Origin of the sequence: Hyunsoonleella flava (genome assembly GCF_004310325.1) — a bacterium.
GTDB classification, from domain to species: Bacteria; Bacteroidota; Bacteroidia; order Flavobacteriales; family Flavobacteriaceae; genus Jejuia; species Jejuia flava.
Genome location: NZ_SIRT01000005.1, coordinates 55,292 through 73,503, shown reverse-complemented (window position 1 = coordinate 73,503; position 18,212 = coordinate 55,292). Strand labels below are relative to the sequence as shown.

At 35.2% G+C, this 18,212-nt stretch carries 18 protein-coding genes; 13 read left to right on the top strand and 5 right to left on the bottom strand.

The window, feature by feature from the left end:
* Nucleotides 1–4: 4 nt before the first annotated feature.
* Together EYD45_RS08005 and EYD45_RS08000 are read right to left on the bottom strand one after the other, a co-directional pair.
* The gene (locus EYD45_RS08005) at nt 5–742 is read right to left on the bottom strand and encodes a lysophospholipid acyltransferase family protein (RefSeq protein ID WP_130964019.1); all 738 of its coding nucleotides are present in this window, start codon (nt 740–742) and stop codon (nt 5–7) included.
* A gap of 86 nt (nt 743–828) precedes the next feature.
* Nucleotides 829–1,239: a BrxA/BrxB family bacilliredoxin gene (locus tag EYD45_RS08000; RefSeq protein ID WP_130964018.1), complete on the bottom strand. Its 411-nt coding sequence runs from the start codon at nt 1,237–1,239 to the stop codon at nt 829–831.
* A gap of 333 nt (nt 1,240–1,572) precedes the next feature.
* Between EYD45_RS08000 and EYD45_RS07995 the strand changes: the two genes are divergently transcribed.
* From EYD45_RS07995 to EYD45_RS07980, 4 genes are all read left to right on the top strand, one after another.
* Complete coding sequence (locus tag EYD45_RS07995) at nt 1,573–2,343, top strand: TerB family tellurite resistance protein (RefSeq protein ID WP_130964017.1); 771 nt, start codon at nt 1,573–1,575, stop codon at nt 2,341–2,343.
* Between the two features lie 105 nt (nt 2,344–2,448).
* Entirely contained in the window at nt 2,449–2,988 is a 540-nt protein-coding gene (locus EYD45_RS07990; protein WP_130964016.1) for an RNA polymerase sigma factor, read from the top strand.
* 11 nt (nt 2,989–2,999) lie between these two features.
* Nucleotides 3,000–4,529: a hypothetical protein gene (locus EYD45_RS07985; protein WP_130964015.1), complete on the top strand. Its 1,530-nt coding sequence runs from the start codon at nt 3,000–3,002 to the stop codon at nt 4,527–4,529.
* Between the two features lie 197 nt (nt 4,530–4,726).
* Nucleotides 4,727–5,179 carry a DUF1569 domain-containing protein gene (locus EYD45_RS07980; RefSeq protein WP_130964014.1) on the top strand — a complete coding sequence of 151 codons (453 nt, stop codon included), beginning with the start codon at nt 4,727–4,729 and terminating at the stop codon, nt 5,177–5,179.
* A 55-nt stretch (nt 5,180–5,234) separates the two neighbouring features.
* Here EYD45_RS07980 and EYD45_RS07975 read toward each other — a convergent pair whose 3' ends face one another.
* Both EYD45_RS07975 and EYD45_RS07970 read right to left on the bottom strand, forming a co-directional pair.
* Nucleotides 5,235–5,468, bottom strand: coding sequence for a hypothetical protein (locus EYD45_RS07975; RefSeq protein ID WP_130964013.1), 234 nt, complete (start codon nt 5,466–5,468; stop codon nt 5,235–5,237).
* Between the two features lie 270 nt (nt 5,469–5,738).
* Nucleotides 5,739–6,752, bottom strand: a complete 1,014-nt coding sequence (locus tag EYD45_RS07970; RefSeq protein ID WP_130964012.1) for a S66 peptidase family protein — start codon at nt 6,750–6,752, stop codon at nt 5,739–5,741.
* A 277-nt stretch (nt 6,753–7,029) separates the two neighbouring features.
* Here EYD45_RS07970 and metG point away from each other — a divergent pair, with 277 nt between their 5' ends.
* The 6 genes from metG (at nt 7,030) to EYD45_RS07945 (ending at nt 12,233) form a co-directional block, all read left to right on the top strand.
* Nucleotides 7,030–9,120: a methionine--tRNA ligase gene (metG, locus tag EYD45_RS07965; protein WP_130964011.1), complete on the top strand. Its 2,091-nt coding sequence runs from the start codon at nt 7,030–7,032 to the stop codon at nt 9,118–9,120.
* Nucleotides 9,121–9,170: 50 nt separating this feature from the next.
* On the top strand, nt 9,171–10,013 hold the full coding sequence (locus tag EYD45_RS07960; protein WP_130964010.1) for a helix-turn-helix domain-containing protein: 843 nt from the start codon (nt 9,171–9,173) through the stop codon (nt 10,011–10,013).
* A 91-nt stretch (nt 10,014–10,104) separates the two neighbouring features.
* Nucleotides 10,105–10,281 (top strand): hypothetical protein, encoded by a 177-nt coding sequence (locus tag EYD45_RS16745; RefSeq protein WP_165453905.1) that lies wholly within the window; start codon nt 10,105–10,107, stop codon nt 10,279–10,281.
* 123 nt (nt 10,282–10,404) lie between these two features.
* On the top strand, nt 10,405–10,953 hold the full coding sequence (locus tag EYD45_RS07955; protein ID WP_130964009.1) for a carboxymuconolactone decarboxylase family protein: 549 nt from the start codon (nt 10,405–10,407) through the stop codon (nt 10,951–10,953).
* 185 nt (nt 10,954–11,138) lie between these two features.
* On the top strand, nt 11,139–11,528 hold the full coding sequence (locus tag EYD45_RS07950; protein ID WP_130964008.1) for a cupredoxin domain-containing protein: 390 nt from the start codon (nt 11,139–11,141) through the stop codon (nt 11,526–11,528).
* A gap of 186 nt (nt 11,529–11,714) precedes the next feature.
* On the top strand, nt 11,715–12,233 hold the full coding sequence (locus EYD45_RS07945) for a ferritin (protein WP_130964007.1): 519 nt from the start codon (nt 11,715–11,717) through the stop codon (nt 12,231–12,233).
* Nucleotides 12,234–12,468: 235 nt separating this feature from the next.
* Here the strand turns inward: EYD45_RS07945 and EYD45_RS07940 are convergent, their stop codons facing one another.
* Nucleotides 12,469–12,939 (bottom strand): nuclear transport factor 2 family protein, encoded by a 471-nt coding sequence (locus EYD45_RS07940; protein ID WP_233702573.1) that lies wholly within the window; start codon nt 12,937–12,939, stop codon nt 12,469–12,471.
* Nucleotides 12,940–13,092: 153 nt separating this feature from the next.
* Between EYD45_RS07940 and EYD45_RS07935 the strand changes: the two genes are divergently transcribed.
* Genes EYD45_RS07935 through EYD45_RS07925 form a run of 3 tightly spaced genes read left to right on the top strand, consistent with a single transcriptional unit; the run spans nt 13,093 to nt 18,211 of the window.
* Complete coding sequence (locus EYD45_RS07935) at nt 13,093–13,956, top strand: DUF695 domain-containing protein (RefSeq protein ID WP_130964006.1); 864 nt, start codon at nt 13,093–13,095, stop codon at nt 13,954–13,956.
* 34 nt (nt 13,957–13,990) lie between these two features.
* A complete protein-coding gene (locus tag EYD45_RS07930) occupies nt 13,991–14,893 on the top strand; it encodes a histone deacetylase family protein (protein WP_130964005.1) in 903 nt (300 codons plus the stop codon).
* A 45-nt stretch (nt 14,894–14,938) separates the two neighbouring features.
* Nucleotides 14,939–18,211, top strand: a complete 3,273-nt coding sequence (locus tag EYD45_RS07925; protein WP_233702571.1) for a VCBS repeat-containing protein — start codon at nt 14,939–14,941, stop codon at nt 18,209–18,211.
* Nucleotide 18,212: the final 1 nt, after the last annotated feature.

Here is an 18,212-nt window from a genome sequence, read left to right as displayed (position 1 = left end):
ATATTTAAGGGTGAATATGGGCTTTAATTGTGCTTTCAACATGTTTTATGAGCTCTTGCATATCAGCAAAGGTAGCCAATTCCAAAGGCTTATGTACTGTAAATTTAATATGAGTACCCAACCCCATGGGGAACATACCGTAACGCTGCATTTTCCATGAGTTATTAATGCTTATTGGTACGATTACAGCAGATGGAATTTTTTTAAACAGCATTTGCAGCCCCTTAGTTTGAAAAGGTTTTGGCGTACCATCTTTACTTCTGGTGCCTTCAGGAAAGATTACTGCGGCCCTTTTTGTATTTTCAATATACTCCCCAAACTTGGTAATAGCTGGTAGAGACTGTCTTGGGTTTTTCCTATCGATTAATACAGAGCCACCATGGCGTAAATTGTAAGACACACTGGGGATGCCCTTACCTAATTCAATTTTACTAATAAACTTTGTGTGGTGCTTGCGCATAAACCACATAATGGGCGAGATATCATATAGACTTTGGTGGTTTGCAATAATAATTAAAGGCTTATCGGTAGGTATACTATGGGGGTTTTTAAATGAAAAACGTGTACCTAAAATATTAGCGCATCGCATTAAACAAAATTGAAGTGCATCTACACTTAATTTATGGGCTTGATAACCAAAAAGATTAAAGCAAACCCACTGTATGGGATGAAAAACAACCAATGTTAATCCAAAAAACAGGTAGTAAATTACCGATATGGGATATGAAAGCAATTTCTGCATGCACCAAAATTAATGTAATATGGCATAAGGACATAAAAAAACCACGATAATATCGCGGTCTTTTATAACTTTAATTCTGTCTTAAATTAACAGTGCTCGTTGTAAGCATCCATTAGGTTTTCTGCAATTAACTCTGCAGGTCTTCCTTCAATATGATGACGCTCTAACATGTGTACCAATTCGCCGTTTTTGAATAAAGCCATACTAGGTGAGCTTGGTGGAAACGGAATCATATATTCTCTTGCTTTTTCAACAGCTTCACGGTCTACTCCTGCAAAAACTGTAGCAATATTATCTGGTCGTTTCGCATTTTGTAAACTCATTCTAGCCCCTGGTCTTGCATTGGCAGCGGCACATCCACAAACCGAGTTCACAACAACTAGAGTTGTCCCTTCTTTTGCAAGTGCAGCATCAACAGCCTCTGCCGTTTGTAATTCTTCAAAACCAACATTGGTTAAATCCTCGCGCATTGGTTTTACTAATTCTGCTGGATACATATTTTTATCTTTTATATTAAAATTTATACGCTACAAAGTTAATTAAAAAACAGGCAAAATTTATTAGGGCGTTCCCTTAAAACGCTTATGGCGTTATAAGGTCAGGCTATCCGCTATATCTTTTTGGTATGGAGGCTTCGAGAACCTCAGCCTCCATACCAAAAAGGATGCCGCTTCTATTCTTAACGCGGGGTAAGATTTGGTTATTTAGATAGTAAAAGAAAATTTGTGAAAGAAATTATAATCTCAAATAATTTCGGCTTGCGTAACAAAACGCGAAATTTTTCAACTAACAATAGTATATTTGATTGAAAATAAAATTTAGAAATATAAATGAGTTTTTCAAAATGGATAGGAGGTGCTTTGGGATGGTCTTTTGGCGGCCCTATAGGTGCCATAATTGGGTTGGCAATTGGTAGCGTTATTGATTCATTGGCGGATAACGGTCAGCCATTGCTAGGAGAACGGCAATCCACTAGAGGAAGAAGAACATATAGAACACAACCAAGGCAACGTCCGCAAACGCAATCAGGAGATTTTGAAGTGAGTTTGTTGGTGCTGGCTTCCGTTGTTATTAAGGCAGATGGCAAACAAGACCAGCGAGAGTTGGATTACGTGCGCCAGCAGTTTGTAAACATGTATGGGAAGCAACGTGCAAATCATGCATTTAAATTATTTAAGGGGATTAGCAAGCAGAATGTTTCAGTTAGGCCCGTGTGTTTGCAAATTAAGTCTATGATGGATCATCCGTCGCGTTTACAACTCATCCATTTTTTATTTGGAATAGCAAAAGCCGATGGAACGGTTACCAAAGACGAAGAACGCCAAATTTATACCATAGCAGGTTATTTGGGTATCAGCTCTAAAGATTACCAGAGCATCAAAGCCATGTTTTATAATAGCAAGGATAATGCTTATAAGATTTTGGAGATTGAAAAAGATGCATCAGTAGATGAAATTAAAAAAGCATACCGTAAAATGGCAAAAAAATACCATCCAGATCGTGTGATTCATTTAGGAAAGGAACATCAAGAAGGGGCTGAGGAAAAGTTTAGACAGGTACAAGAAGCTTATGAGCAGTTGCAGAAAGAGTTGCGGTTTTAGGTTTTTGTCATTCCCGCGAAGGCGGGAATCTATATATGCATAAATTATTTTAGTTTTTTTGGGAGACCTTTTAGCATTTTGACCATTAAGTAATAAACCAGTTTTATGAATGATCAAAAAATCTTAGAACTTTTTAAAGAAGGTCAACGCGAAAAAGCTTTCAGTAAGTTATATAGTTTGTATCCAAAGATTGAAACTCTAATCCTTTCAAAAGGAGGGCAGAAACAGGATGCTTCAGATGTGTTTCAGGAAGCTTTAATTATCCTGAATAGAAATCTGGAAAAATCAGATTTTAAACTTACATCATCATTTTATACCTATTTATATTCGGTATCCCGATTTATTTGGAAGGATACCCAAAAGAAATTTTCAAAACAAGAACTTCACGACTTAAACACTGTTAAGGTTGAACACTTCCATAACGTTTTAGAAGAAAAGAAGTACCAGCAAGCAGAACATGCATTTCTCGAATTAGGAAAACGATGTCAAGAACTTTTACAACTGTTTTACGTAAAGGCAATGTCTTTCAAAGAGATTGCAATTAAAATGCAATTTAAATCTGAAAAGATTGCAAAAAACCAGAAGTATAAATGTTTGTCAAAAGCAAAGGACATCTATCAATCTCGTAAAACAGTTCAATCTTAATTCTTGAAGTCATGGAAAATCAAATAAAAAATATAGAGTTAATAAATAGCTATTTGAACAAAAGCCTTTCAGGAAAAGCAATGGAAGACTTTGAAAATAGATTAAAAACTGATGAAGGATTTAAATTATTATATGATGAACATTTAATTCTTTTAGAAGGGATAAAACGACAGAAGATTAAATCCGATATTAAGGCAGGGAAACAAAGATATTTAAGAGGTAAATGGTTGAGGTATCTTGGTTTTGGCAGTGCTATAATCGTTTTAACTGTTATAAGTTTCAATCTCTTTAATTCCGAAAAAAACGATTTTTATAATAAACTAAATTTTGAGTCTGATTTTAAACAGGAATTTAAAATAGCCTTGGATTCAATTATAGAAGTAAAAGGTGAAAAAGGCACTGTTTTGCGGTTTAACCCTGATGACTTGGAAACAAAGTCTGGTGCACAACTTTCAAGCGATAGCCTCACGGTTGAATTAATTGAGCTTAGCACAAAACAAGATTTGCTTTTAGCGAAGGCGCAAACCGTCTCTAATGGTAAATGGTTGATATCGGGCGGGGCGTTTAAAATTGATATCAGTCAAGGCAGTAATACTTTGGTTTTAAAAGAAGGAAAAACGATTGATGTAACTCTTCCTAAAAACACCAATGAAAGTGATATGAAATTGTTTTATGGAAAACGGGATGCAATTGGGAATATGAATTGGGCTAAATCTCGCACAAGCTTAAGGGAGAAAGAATATTACACCATTTTTATAAAGGACACAACAATTATTGATGAAGAGCTTACCAGACGTTATGGAGGTGTAGTGACTTTTAGAAATCTATTCACGGTAGATACAATCGGCAACATAAATTCGAGAGAATTAAACGAACGCTTTCCCAAGCTGAATTATTATGACAAAAATGTAGATACTTTAAGAGTTTATAAAACTGAAGTTGAATTAGTGCAAAATGGAGAAAGTTATTCTGATGAATATTATGAGGTGTTTGAAATTGATTCGTTATCAATGTTAGATGGTCAAAAAGAAATTGTAGTTGATTCTGTACTCGTTGATTTGGATGATATGACGTTTGGAGAGGGTTATACTGCTTTCGCTGACGTTTATAGGCAAATATCAAAAGAAGATTTTGATCAACTGAAAATTGATCAAGAAAATAGTCTTGAAGTAAATAGAGTATTTAAGCATGTAAATGAGGAAATTTATGAATCTATTAAACTATCAAAACTAGGCTGGATAAACATAGATAAATTTGCGAGCAATGAGGTAAAAGTGAACATCGCATTAAACGCTAACATCAATGCAGATTATGAACAATTGTATCTTGTAGATCAAAGCAACAACACTATTTTAAATGTTTATGAAAACACCCTTGATTTACCAGTAAACAGAAGTTTCTACTTGATTGGAATAGCCCAAAAGGGCAAAACTATTTTTGGGTTTAAAAAAGCAGTACGATTCAGCAAAAGTGAAAGTTTTCAAATAAAATATAGAGAGATTAAAGAGACTCAAATAAAATCAGTTTTAACAATTGAGTAATCAGAATTTGGGTGAGTAACTTTCATCAATACAACCAATAACCTCCCGTTTTGTCATCAAAGCAAACATCTTTATTAATTTTAGCAACCAAGTCTTATCGCTTTTCTTTGCTTAAACCTTAAAGTCCTGTAAATAACCTTCAAAACAAGAATAAATAATTAACTTTCGGAATGTACAAATCCATCAATCAAAACATCATGAAAAACATATTCGACGCCACGGTAACTAAAGAAGTAATTGAAAGAATCAATAAATTAAAGCCTTCAGCCCAACCTAACTGGGGAAAAATGAGTGTAGACCAAATGTTGGCGCATTGCAATGTTACTTACGAAATGGCTTTTGAGGATAAGCACAAAAAACCGAATGGGTTTACAAAATGGATGCTGAAACTGTTTGTGAAAAATACCGTTGTAAATGATACGCCCTACAAAAGAAACGGAAGGACTGCTCCACAGTTTTTAATTACGGATACTAAAAATTTTGAGGAAGAAAAGAAACGATTAATCGCCTATTTAGAGAAAACCCAAAATTTAGGCGAGAGCTATTTTGACGGTAGGGAGTCGCATTCCTTTGGAAAATTGACCAAACAAGAATGGAACAATATGTTTTACAAACATTTAGACCATCATTTAAGTCAGTTTGGGGTATAAAAAAACCAACTAAATGAGAGTTTAGTTGGTTGTGAGGGATTGTTGTTGATAATTGTTAGTTGTTACTGTTGTAGATTTTAGTTGTATCACCTTTATCAAAAATCATTACCAGTTTATCATTGGCATTCATGTAAACTGATTTTAATTCCCAACCGTCTTGTTTAGAAGCTTCCAGTAAGCATTTTCTAACATCTGGGTTGTTAAGGTTTAAATCGTTGTTTATAATATCTTCAGCGTTTACACTGATAGACAATAAAATCATTGCACTTGCGAGTAATACTTTTTTCATAATTGGGACCTTTTAGGGTTAATATTTTCATACAAGTTTACAGTAGATATTACTAAATCTTAAAATTAATAGTTGACTTCATAGTATTAAACGTTCAACTACCCGCGCATTCCATGAAAAACATTTTTATTCGATAAAAAACATTGTAAAAATGTATAGTTTTACGGGTATAAGCAGTTTAAGCGTATGTAATAAACAATAAAATAAGAATAATATTACACCTAGTTTTTACGGGAAGAAGTGCTTAACTTTTGAGAAATATCAAATGGCTTAAAATGAAATTTCACTAGATGCTTTACTAACTTCTAGGGTAATAGTTTTTCCTAAAATTAAAGCGCGGTTATCCTTTTCATGACCTGCTTTCATGTTGAAAGCTATCGGGAATTCATATTCCGAAAGTACATCTAAAATCAATTGCTCAATAGAAGAGCCCCATGGGGTTGTATTACGTTTTATTTTGGTCATATCCCCAACAATAACACCTTTGCAGTTATCAAAATAACCAGCACGTTTTAAACTTTGTAGCATACGATCAATATGATACTTATATTCGCCTATTTCTTCAATAAATAATATTTTCCCTGAGGTGTCAATACTGGTTTTTGATCCTAACATGGTATGGAGAATGGTTAAGTTTCCTCCAATCAATGGCGCAGAGACTGTTCCAGGTTGATTGTATTTGGAGCCTTCTAAAGAGTAACCCAAAGCATTTCCGAAAATCGCCTTTTTAAATGTTGCGATGGTTTCTTTTATAGTTTCAGCATCATCTTGTAAGCTTGTGCACAACATAGCGTGTAGGGACTGAACCCCCAAATTATGTACTTCGTTATGAAAAGCAGTAATATCAGAGTATCCAATAATCCATTTAGGATTGTTTTTAAATGTCGTCCAATCCAATTTATCCAATATTCTTACACTGCCATATCCACCGCGAGCGCACCATATAGCACTAATTGACGCATCGTCTAAAGCGTTTTGAAAATCCTCGCAACGCTCATCATCCGTACCAGCAAAATGCCGCCCTTGATTAAACACGTGTTTACCAATTACAGCATGTAGTCCCCAACTTTTAAGTAGCATTTTGGCCTTATTAATTTCTCCTTCTCGGTTTTTTAAAATTCCTGCAGGAGCTACAATAGCAACCGTATCTCCGACTTTTAAATATGGTGGTTGTTTCAAAGTGATACTTGGTTTATCTGTTATTATGTTTTGCGATAAAAGCTGATTTATTCCGAAGAAAAAAAAAGCGTAAAACAGGGGTAATATCAGTAGGTTTTTCTGCATAATGTAAATGTACATTTTTTTAGTGAAACCCAATACTTAGAAGCTAAGGCGCACTAAGTATTGTTGGTTGAACTCATCCCATTGAAAAGCGGGATCCCATTTTAAAGGTGTTTTGAAGTTGCAACAATTTTTTTCCAATAAGCCCTTAAAATGTGTACTTTTACGGCTTCAAAATTACTTTCAAATGCATGTCCCCTCGAGCGCAGTCGAGAGGTTTTGAGTACGGAAGTAAAATAAAGGGTCTCGACTGCGCTCGACCTGACATAAAAGTTTTAAAATGAACAAACCGAAACGATATACCATTACGACTGCCTTACCTTACACTAACGGCCCAATTCATATTGGTCACTTAGCTGGTGTGTATGTACCTGCGGATATTTATGCACGTTATTTGCGCTTAACGGGAAACGATGTGGCATTTATTGGTGGAAGTGATGAACATGGTGTGCCTATTACTATAAAGGCAAAAAATGAAGGTGTATCTCCTCAGGATATCGTTGATAAATATCATGCGATTATTAAAAAATCGTTTGAGGATTTTGGGATTACCTATGATAATTATTCGCGAACATCAGCACCAATTCATCATGAAACCGCTTCGGAGTTTTTTAAGACCCTGGATGAAAAAGACGAGTTCATGGAAGAAACCACCGAACAACTTTACGATGAAGAAGCAAACCAGTTTTTAGCAGATCGATTTGTAATTGGCACATGCCCGAAATGTGGTAATGAAGAGGCTTATGGCGACCAGTGTGAAAATTGCGGTACTAGCTTGAATGCTACTGATTTGATAAACCCAAAATCAGCAATTACAGGAAACGTGCCTACTTTAAAGAAAACCAAACATTGGTTTTTACCTTTAGATAAACACGAAGCTTTTTTAAAAGAATGGATTTTAGAAGGTCATAAAAAAGATTGGAAACCCAATGTTTACGGACAATGTAAATCTTGGATTGATGATGGTTTACGCCCAAGAGCTGTAACACGCGACTTAGATTGGGGTATTCCTGTGCCAGCAGAGGGCGGCGAAGGTAAAGTATTGTATGTGTGGTTTGATGCGCCAATTGGGTATATTTCTTCAACAAAAGAATGGGCAGCAAGAGAAGGTAAAAATTGGGAGCCCTATTGGAAGGACGAAGACACCAAATTGGTACATTTTATTGGTAAAGACAATATCGTGTTTCACTGTATTATTTTCCCAGCAATGCTAAAAGCAGAGGGTAGCTATATTTTGCCCGATAATGTGCCAGCAAATGAGTTTTTAAATTTAGAAGGCAATAAACTATCTACCTCTAAAAACTGGGCGGTGTGGTTGCATGAATATTTAGAGGACTTTCCAGGACAGCAAGATGTATTGCGTTATGCATTAAATGCAAATGCACCAGAAACTAAGGACAACGACTTTACTTGGAAAGATTTTCAAGCAAGGAATAATAACGAGTTAGTCGCTATTTTCGGGAATTTCATTAATCGTGTGGTAGTATTAACCAACAAATACTATAACGGTATTGTTCCAGAGCCTTCTGATTTTGAAACAGTAGATGAAGAAACTTTAGCTGCGGTAAAGGCATATCCAGATGTCATAGCAAGTTCTATTGAGCGTTATCGTTTTAGAGAAGCAGGTCAGGAATTGATGAATTTAGCACGCCTTGGTAATAAATATCTAGCCGATGCTGAACCATGGAAAGTGATTAAGGAAGATGAAGCTCGTACAAAAACTATAATGTACGTGGCGCTTCAGATAGCTTCTGCTTTGGCCACGTTAAGTGAGCCTTTTTTACCATTTACTTCAGAGAAACTAAAACGTATCCTCTGTCATTCTGAACTTGATTCAGAATCTCAATGGAATGACATAAAAACTAATGAAGTTCTGTTGCCAGCCAACCACCAAATCGGAAAAGCAGAATTATTGTTTTCTAAAATAGAGGATAAAACGATACAGACGCAATTGGATAAATTAGAAGCCAGTAAAAAAGCTAATGAAGCAGCAAACAAAACTGTAGAGCCACAAAAAGACACCATTACCTTTGAGGATTTCACTAAGCTGGATATGCGCGTTGGCACTATTTTAGAAGCCGAAAAAATGCCTAAAACTAAAAAATTATTAAAACTTAAGGTGGATACTGGTATTGATACAAGAACGATCGTTTCTGGTATTGCCGAAAGTTTTTCTGCTGAAGAAATTATTGGGAAACGTGTTACAGTTTTGGTTAATCTTGCTCCAAGAGCGTTACGAGGTGTGGAAAGCCAAGGTATGATTTTAATGACAGAAACTCCCGAAGGCAAGCTAGTATTTGTAAATCCTGATACTTCGACTGCGCTCAGTACAGGTGATACTGAGGTTGGGAATGGGTTGCAGATAAGTTAAAATTAAAATAGTCTGATGTAATTTTTTGTATTTATTCCGACTCATAGTGAATGCAAAACACATTCACAGAGTTTTCTACTAATGCCATTTTAAAAATAGGAGACGAAGCACTCCTAGAATCTTTCAAAAACTCAAAACAGCCTGAACTGTACACATTTATTAGAACCACCGATTCTAAAGCTGAAATTATAGTAGATAGTATTCCATATACTATTGAAGCCAATAGTATTTTGGCTTTGACCACAGTGCAATACGTGCAGTTCATAGAAGGTAAAAATTTGGTGGTATATCAGTTTAACCGCGAATTTTATTGTATTAAGGATCACGATCAAGAAGTGAGTTGTGCGGGATTGTTGTTTTTTGGAAACGTGCATATCCCTATTATTGGATTAAACGACAAAGAAAGCAGAAAACTAAATATTTTGCACGAGGTGTTTTTGGATGAACTGGAAACCAAGGATACCATACAAGCAGAAATGCTGCGTATGTTGATGGCACGTTTTATAATCATCAGTACGCGATTACTAAAAGCAAAGGAAGGATTTGTAGAAATAGCAAGTAACACAAAGATTGACTTGCTACGTGAATTCAATATGCTGGTAGAGTCTCATTTTAAAACGCAGCATAGCGTATCATTTTATGCCGATAAATTATTTAAATCTCCAAAAACACTGTCAAATAATTTCGCTAAATTAAATACAAGTCCGCTACAAATTATACACGAACGCATTATTCTTGAAGCAAAACGTTTATTAATCTATACCGATAAAACGGCCAAGGAAATTGCCTATGATGTAGGTTTTGAAGACGCCTCTCATTTAAGTAGATTATTCAAAAAACACACATCACTATCGCCTTCAGAGTTTAAAAAACAGCTTAAAAACGCTTCTTAGGGAAAAATTGACATGCTCTAAGGCAATACTAGCATTTTATTGCACCACCTTTTAATTCATCTTTGTACTGTAATTATAAAACAACAAAGTCATGAATTTAAAACACATATCTATTTTCAATTTAATTGAAATCTTCAGAGGGAAAAGAAATAAAGTATTGAATACTATTTCTCCTAAAACGCATTGTGAGCAAAAACATATTCACGATTACTATTGTGATGCCGAGAACCCACATGTTGAAGCTAAATCGATAGCACAAAACATATAAGGGAAAAATTGACATGCAATAAGGAAATGCAGTCATGGTAAAACCTTTAAAGTGGTTGCACCTTTGTACCAACAAAATAAAACACAAGAATTTAACAATAACAACAATTTAAAAATTAAAATTATGAGCACATTTAATGTACCAACCAGAGAAGACGTAAGTGAAAACAATAAAGCGATTTTTGACAATTTAAATAAAGCCTTAGGGTTTGTTCCAAATTTATATGCCACCTATGCGCATAGCGATACGGCTTTAGAGAATTACTTGAATTTTGCAAATGCCAAAACATCATTATCTGCTAAAGAAAAAGAGGTAGTAAACCTTGCAGTAAGCGAAGTAAATAACTGTATTTATTGTTTATCGGCACACACAGCTATAGGTAAAATGAATGGTTTTACAGATGAACAAATTTTGGAATTAAGAGCTGGAGGTGCTTCATTCAATGCAAAGCTGGATGCTTTGGCAAGATTAGCTAAAAACGTAACTGAGAATAGAGGTAGAACTGATGCTGATGTTTTGGAGAACTTTTTTAACGCTGGCTACTCTAAAGGCAACTTAATTGATGTGATTTCTTTGGTTGGTGATAAAACCATTTCAAATTATATACACAGCACTACTCAAGTTCCGGTTGATTTTCCAATAGCACAACCTTTGGAAGCCCAATTGGCATAAAACGCTGGGAAGGGGCAGGTGCATGTTGCGTTAAGGATTGAGGGATTTGTTGAAGCTCCCCGACGCAGGAGGGAGCGACTCCCGAAAGCCTGACCCGAGCACGAATGTTTCTTTTGACTGACGAATTAGAAATCGAGGGGAACGCCCAAATAAGAATAATTAATAAACCATAAATCATAGAAAAAATGAAAAAAGTAATAGCAATTTTAGTAGTAGCATTAGGTTTTACTATAAACGGGAATGCACAAGACAAGATGATGAAAAACGATGTGGTGAAAACCATTGCATTAGAACAAACTGCTGGAGAATTTACGCAGAAATCGGTAACTGTTTCGGAAGGGACATACATCTTTTCGGTGTCGAATAACCATGTAGGGAAAGACGTAGGGTTGGTATTGGTGCCAAAAGGGAAAGATGCCAGCAAGCCTGAAAACCATATTGCAACGGCTTATGTAACAAGTGTAGTGAAAGATGGCGAAGTGGAGACATCTCAAGCCACTACATTAACAAAAGGCGAGTATGTTTATTTCTGCCCGTTGAACCCAACACCGCAATATACACTCACTGTAAAGTAAGTATTTGATTGATAGTTAATGAATGAAAACCTTAAGGCTTAGTCTTGAGGTTTTTTTTGATATTTATGATTGTCTCGAAAACAGATATCTAAAAAAAGGGTATTTTGATAATTGAATAGCCTTTTTTTATGGTTTGAATTGAATAGAGCCAATGGAAATTTTTAACTTTACAAAAAACGGAAGATTATGTTATCAAAAACTATAGAAGAGTCGTTAAATAAGCAAATTAGAGTTGAGGCAGAATCGTCTCAAATATACTTAGCCATGGCCTGTTGGGCTGAGGTTAAGGGTTTAGAAGGTGTGGCAAATTTTATGTATGCACAAAGTGATGAAGAGCGCGAACACATGCTGAAGCTGGTAAAGTTTGTGAATGAACGTGGCGGACACGCGAAAATTTCTCAGCTAAATGAACCTAACGTTACTTTTAAATCGTTTAAGGAGATGTTTGAAAAGTTGTTTGAACACGAGGTGTTTGTTTCCCAAAGTATTAATGAACTGGTACATATTTCGCTTGAAGAAAAAGATTATGCAACGCACAACTTTTTACAATGGTATGTTGCGGAACAGATTGAGGAAGAGGCGGTTGCGCGTACTATTTTAGACAAAATTAATATGATTGGTGATGATAAAGGCGGATTGTATTTGTTTGATAGGGATATTGAAAATATAACGGTGACTACGGCTGCTATTGACAACCCTGAATAATTTTAACATTTAATCTTATTTAGATTTAATAAAAATAACTTATTTTTGCCCGCAGAATTGATGAACAATTTCCTGTGGGCAAAAAAAAGAAGCAGAAAAAAGCAATTAAAAAATTACGAAAGTTGGGCATTGATGTGCCTGAAAAAGTAAAATCTAGTTGCTGTAAAAAGTTTAAAAAAGGCGAAAATAAGCGCTGTAAAAAATGCCCGTGCTTCGATTTGATTAAAAAAGTGGCTTAGTTTCTATTTACCCTTGTGGAGTGCATCATCTCTAATTTCCAAACACTATCTTTCTTAATAGCCACAATACTTTCAAGCCATTGTAATTTGCGTTCTAAAGTGTCTTTTTTGATGGTGGCATAGTTGTGATAGGCCATCCAAATACGATTACCTTCTCTTTTAGCTTTAAAAAAATCGAAACTATTAATACGTTTTAAACCAGTGTCCCTTAGTTTCGCACGCTTGCACCAATTGGCAATGGTATCGTTGGTCCACACCTCGCCATGTTCTAAAAGTATAAAATCATCAGTGTGATATTTTGATATACTTTCTGCTTTTTTGTCGCTCCAAATATCATCGAAGCTATCTTGCACCAGATTTTCTACAACTTTAAAATCTTCACTATTATTTTCTTGTGGTTTATTTGAGGTATTACAACTTAACAAAACCCAAAAAAGCAATAGCATAAAGAGATTGGAAAACTTCATAACTTATAATTAAATGTGTTCAGAATCAAAGGTATTAATTTAGTGAAATACCTTTAAAATTTCATTTACTTAAATCAATGTTTGTGCTTTTATTTAATTTGTTATAAGTTTAGTCACCTAAAGTAAACCAACACATACCTAACCCTTACGTTGATGATGACACTATTTTTGCATTCATTAAGGATTTTGTATTCTGAAATTACAAGAAGCACATTACTTAATGGTTTAGAAAAGAATGCTGTATACATCCCAATATTTTTTTTATGCTTTAATCTTGCATCTCAAGAAAGTGAAGGATATTGGGAAACGTACATGGCGTCTTATGAAGATGGAAAACCGGGCTCTACTACAGTAAGAATGGATTTAATTGATAAGGCTCCAATTGCAGAGTATAAATATGTATTGGTAACCGGTATTACTTATGAAAGCAACAGTGAAGATGGTTTGCCTAAAAGCGATGCAACATTTAAGCTATTACATAAAATAGGTGATGAATTAGAGACGCTCTTAAAGCAGGACGCAGAGAGTTTGTTTGTTGGGTCTTTCATGTTTGATTTTGAGCGTTTGGAATATTTTTACTTGAAATCTGATGTAGGGATAAAAGAGAAGGTGGAAACGTTTTATAAAACCAATTATCCTGACAGAGTTTATTATCTCAATATTAAGGAAGACCAGAAATGGGAGTATTACACTCAGTTTTTGTACCCTAACGAAGCAATTCAAAATTATATGTCTGATATTCGTCTGATAAACGAATTGAAAACAGCGGGGGATAATTTAACCAAAGTAAGACGTGTTGACCATTGGATGTATTTTAGAACAAAAGAAGATATGGAGCGTTGTAAGGAAAACATAGTTAAACTGGATTTTGAGATTGAGTTTTCAGGCAGCAAAGGTGTTGTTAAATTCCCTTATAGTTTGCAATTTTACAAATACAATAAGGTTGATATTGATACTATGGAATCCGATAACGTCTTCATTACAAGATATTGCCAAAAGCTGCAATGCAAAATATGATGGCTGGGAAACAATTGTTGTTACTGATTAGCGCATGTTAAAAATAGCGTATCACCCAATTTACAAGCACCCTTTGCCCGAAGGCCATCGTTTCCCGATGATTAAATATGAGCTATTGCCACAACAATTATTACATGAAGGCACGTGTTCTGAAAGTAATTTTTTTGAGCCTACTATTCCAGACGATTCAGATATTCTTAGAACACATACAAAAACGTATTATCAGGATCTAAAAACGTTAAATTTAGATGCAAGAGCAGCTCGAAAAATAGGATTTCCGCTAAGTGAAGAACTCGTAAAACGCGAAGTTATTATAGCTGATGGCACCATTAAAGCAAGCGAGTTTGCACTGCAATATGGCATTGCTATGAATATTGCAGGAGGTACACATCACGCGTATTCTAATCGAGGTGAAGCCTTTTGTTTATTAAATGATCAGGCTATTGGTGCGCGGTACTTGTTAAATAAAAAGTTGATTTCAAAAGTGTTGATTGTCGATTTAGATGTACACCAAGGAAACGGCACCGCAGAAATTTTTCAAGGTGATACTGATGTGTTCACTTTTTCCATGCATGGTAAAGGTAATTACCCTTTTAAAAAAGAAGAAAGCGATTTAGATATTGCTTTAGAAAATGATACAGAGGATAACACCTACTTGTTCATTTTAAAAGAGACTTTACCTAAATTAATTGAGAGTGAACAGCCTGATTTTATATACTATTTATGTGGTGTTGATGTGGTAGCGTCAGATAAACTTGGAAAACTGGGACTGACTTTAGAAGGCTGCAAAGAGCGCGATCGCTACGTGTTGCAAACCTGCAGGCATAATAATTTACCAGTAATGTGTTCCATGGGAGGCGGATATTCTCCTGATATTAAAATTATCATCGAAGCACATGCCAATACGTTTCGGTTGGCGCAGGAGATATTCTTTTAGATAAATCCAAATTGATTTTATTATCTTGGTTTAAAAGTTAAAAAATTGACGATTTTAAGAAAAATTCTAGGCCTCTTCATTGCTATTGCATGTTTGTCTTGTAATGACACTTTGCCAGCGCCTTTTGACGATGGAAAAGACATCATGTTTACCGCAATTCCATCGAGCCATTCCAATATTACCTTCAAGAATACAATCGAAGAAACTCCAGAGTTTAACTTTTTAAATTACTCCTATATCTACAACGGTGGCGGTGTTGCTGTTGGCGATATAAATAACGATGGATTGGAGGATATTTACTTCACCTCAAACCAAAATTCAAACAAACTATATCTTAATGAAGGCAATTTTGTATTTGAAGATATTACCGAATCTGCCGAAGTAAAAGATGATGAAGGCTGGTCTACAGGTGTGTCCATGATTGATATTAATAACGACGGTTGGTTGGATATTTACGTGTGTAAATCGGCTTCAATTAAAAATCGGGCAGCAAGACAAAACAAATTGTTCATTAACCAAAAGAATAACACGTTTAAGGAAGAGGCCTTACAATATGGTTTAAAAGAGAACGGATTTTCCACCCAAGCCTACTTTTTGGATTATGATAAGGATGGCGATTTAGATATGTATTTGGTGAACCACAGTTTGGAGGCCAAATTACAAACCTTGTTAAGTCCAAGTTTACAGACCAGAATTACGAAAGATGATTTAGATCGCTTATTTAGAAATGATAATGGTATGTATGTTGATGTTTCTAAGACAGCAGGAATTCATAATCAAAAAGCTTGGGGATTGAGCGCCTCTATTGGTGATTTTAATAATGATAACTGGCCAGATATTTATGTGGCTAACGATTTTTTAGAGCCTGATGTTTTGTTCATCAATAATCAAGATGGCACATTTACAGATGAAATCTTAACGCGATTTAAACACATTTCCAACAACAGTATGGGTTCTGATTTTGTAGACATTAATAACGATTTGTTTCCAGATTTGGTAAGCTTAGATATGCTGGCTGCTGATAGAAAACGCGGAAAGGAAAATATGGCATCTATGGATATTAGGAAGTTTCATCGTATGGTAAATAAAGGTTGGCACCATCAATATATGTCTAATATGCTACAGTTGAATAACGGGAATGGGGTGTACAGTGAAATAGGTCAGTTCGCCGGCATCGCCAAAACCGATTGGAGTTGGGCGCCATTAATTGCCGATTTTAATAATGACGGATATAACGATTTGTTTGTTACCAATGGTATTGAAAAAGATATTGCCAATCAGGATTTTAGACGGCAAATGAAAACTAAGCTATCAAGGTATGATGAAACAGAGAATTTAAAAACTGCGTTACAATTAATTCCTTCTGAAAAGTTAACCAACTATATGTTTTTAAACAATGGCGGTTACACGTTTACAGATGTCTCTAAACCTTTTGGTTTTGATGCAAAAATAAATTCTAACGGTGCTGCTTATGCCGATTTTGATAATGATGGTGATTTAGATTTGGTGATAAATAATCAATCGGACGAAGCATCTATTTATAGAAACAATAGTGCTTCAAACTATTTAAAAGTAAGCTTAAAAGGGCCTAAAAAAAACACCTATGGTATAGGTGCCAAAGTATTAGTTTTTGCCGATAGTTTACAGCAGTCCAAAACCGTTTATGCGAATAGAGGCTATCAATCTTCTGTAAGTTATACATTGAATTTTGGCTTGGGAGAATCGAAAATTATTGACAGTTTGAGAGTCATTTGGAATGATGGCAGACAAGAATTTTTTGCAGATGTCGATTTAAATCAGCATTTAGAATTGGCTTACGAAAATGCCGTAGAGGATGAGCAATATAGAAAAGCATATCATTCTATTTTTGAACCAGTACCAGCCTCTAAATTTGAAATTAATTATAAGCATCAACCTACGCGATATAATGATTATAACTTGCAAATTTTATTGCCTCAAAAACAGTCTACCATTGATGTAGCTTTGGTTGTAGGGGATATAAATAATGACGGTTTAGATGACATTTTCATTGGAAACACAGCTGATTTTCCTTCTGAAATGTACCTTCAAAATAGTTCAGGAAAATTCACATTGTCTTATCAACCTATATTTGAAAAAGACAAGGATTATAACGATAATAACGCTCTGTTTTTTGATGCGGATAATGATGGCGATTTAGATTTGTATGTAGCTTCCGGGAATTATAGCTTGCCTGAAAGTGACAATCTGCAACAAGACCGATTATACATTAACAATGGCAAAGGACAGTTTAGAAAAGGGCGTCTTCCGAAAATATTAAGTGTTACTAAAGCCATATCTGCAGGAGATTTTGATAATGACGGTGATGTAGATGTCTTTGTGGGCGGAAGAGTAATTCCAGGGCAATATCCCAAAGCCCCAGAATCATATTTACTAGAAAACAGAAATGGCACTTTTATAAATGTTACTTTTAAACGTGCTAAAGCATTACAGAATTTAGGTTTAGTGAATGATGCGGTATTTTCAGATTGTGATAGTGATGGCGACAAGGATTTAATCGTTGTGGGCGGGTGGCTACCCGTAACGTTTTTTAATAATGAAAATGGCGTTTTTACAAAAGAAGATATGTCAGGCGACGAAAAAACAGGCTGGTTTCAAACCATAAAAGCCATTGATTTTGATAATGATGGCGATGACGATTATTTTGTTGGGAATTTTGGTGAGAACAATAAATTTCATCCTTCGGAAGCAAGCCCTTTGCATATTTATGCCAATTATTTTGATGATAATGATAGTTATGATATGGCGCTAACTAAATCGTACAACGGTAATTTATTTCCGCTTCGCGGGAAAGAGTGTTCTACGGAACAAACACCGTTTTTAAAGGATAAAATTGCAACTTACAAAGCCTTTGCAAACTCTAATATTTTTGAAGTTTACGGGAAGGAAACTATTGATAATGCGTTACACTTAAAGGCAACAACGTTTAGCTCTTATTACATTGAAAATAAGGGCGACGGCAATTTTGAATTTCACCGTTTGCCAGATAGAGCACAATTTGGACCAACTTTAGATTTCGAGTTTATTGACCTAAATAATGATGAACAAACTGAGGTTTTAGGTGTAGGGACTATCTATAACGCCGAGGTGGAAACTGTGCGTTACGATGCCTCTCAGGGCTATGTTCTACAGGCAAAAGAGAACTCAAAATTCACAAGTCTTAATCAAACCATTTCAAATGCAGAAACAAAAGCCATGGAGCAAATCACCATTAATGGAGCCTTATATTTGATTTTGCTGAATGCTGATAGTGAATTGAGTTTTTTAAAATTGAAATAAA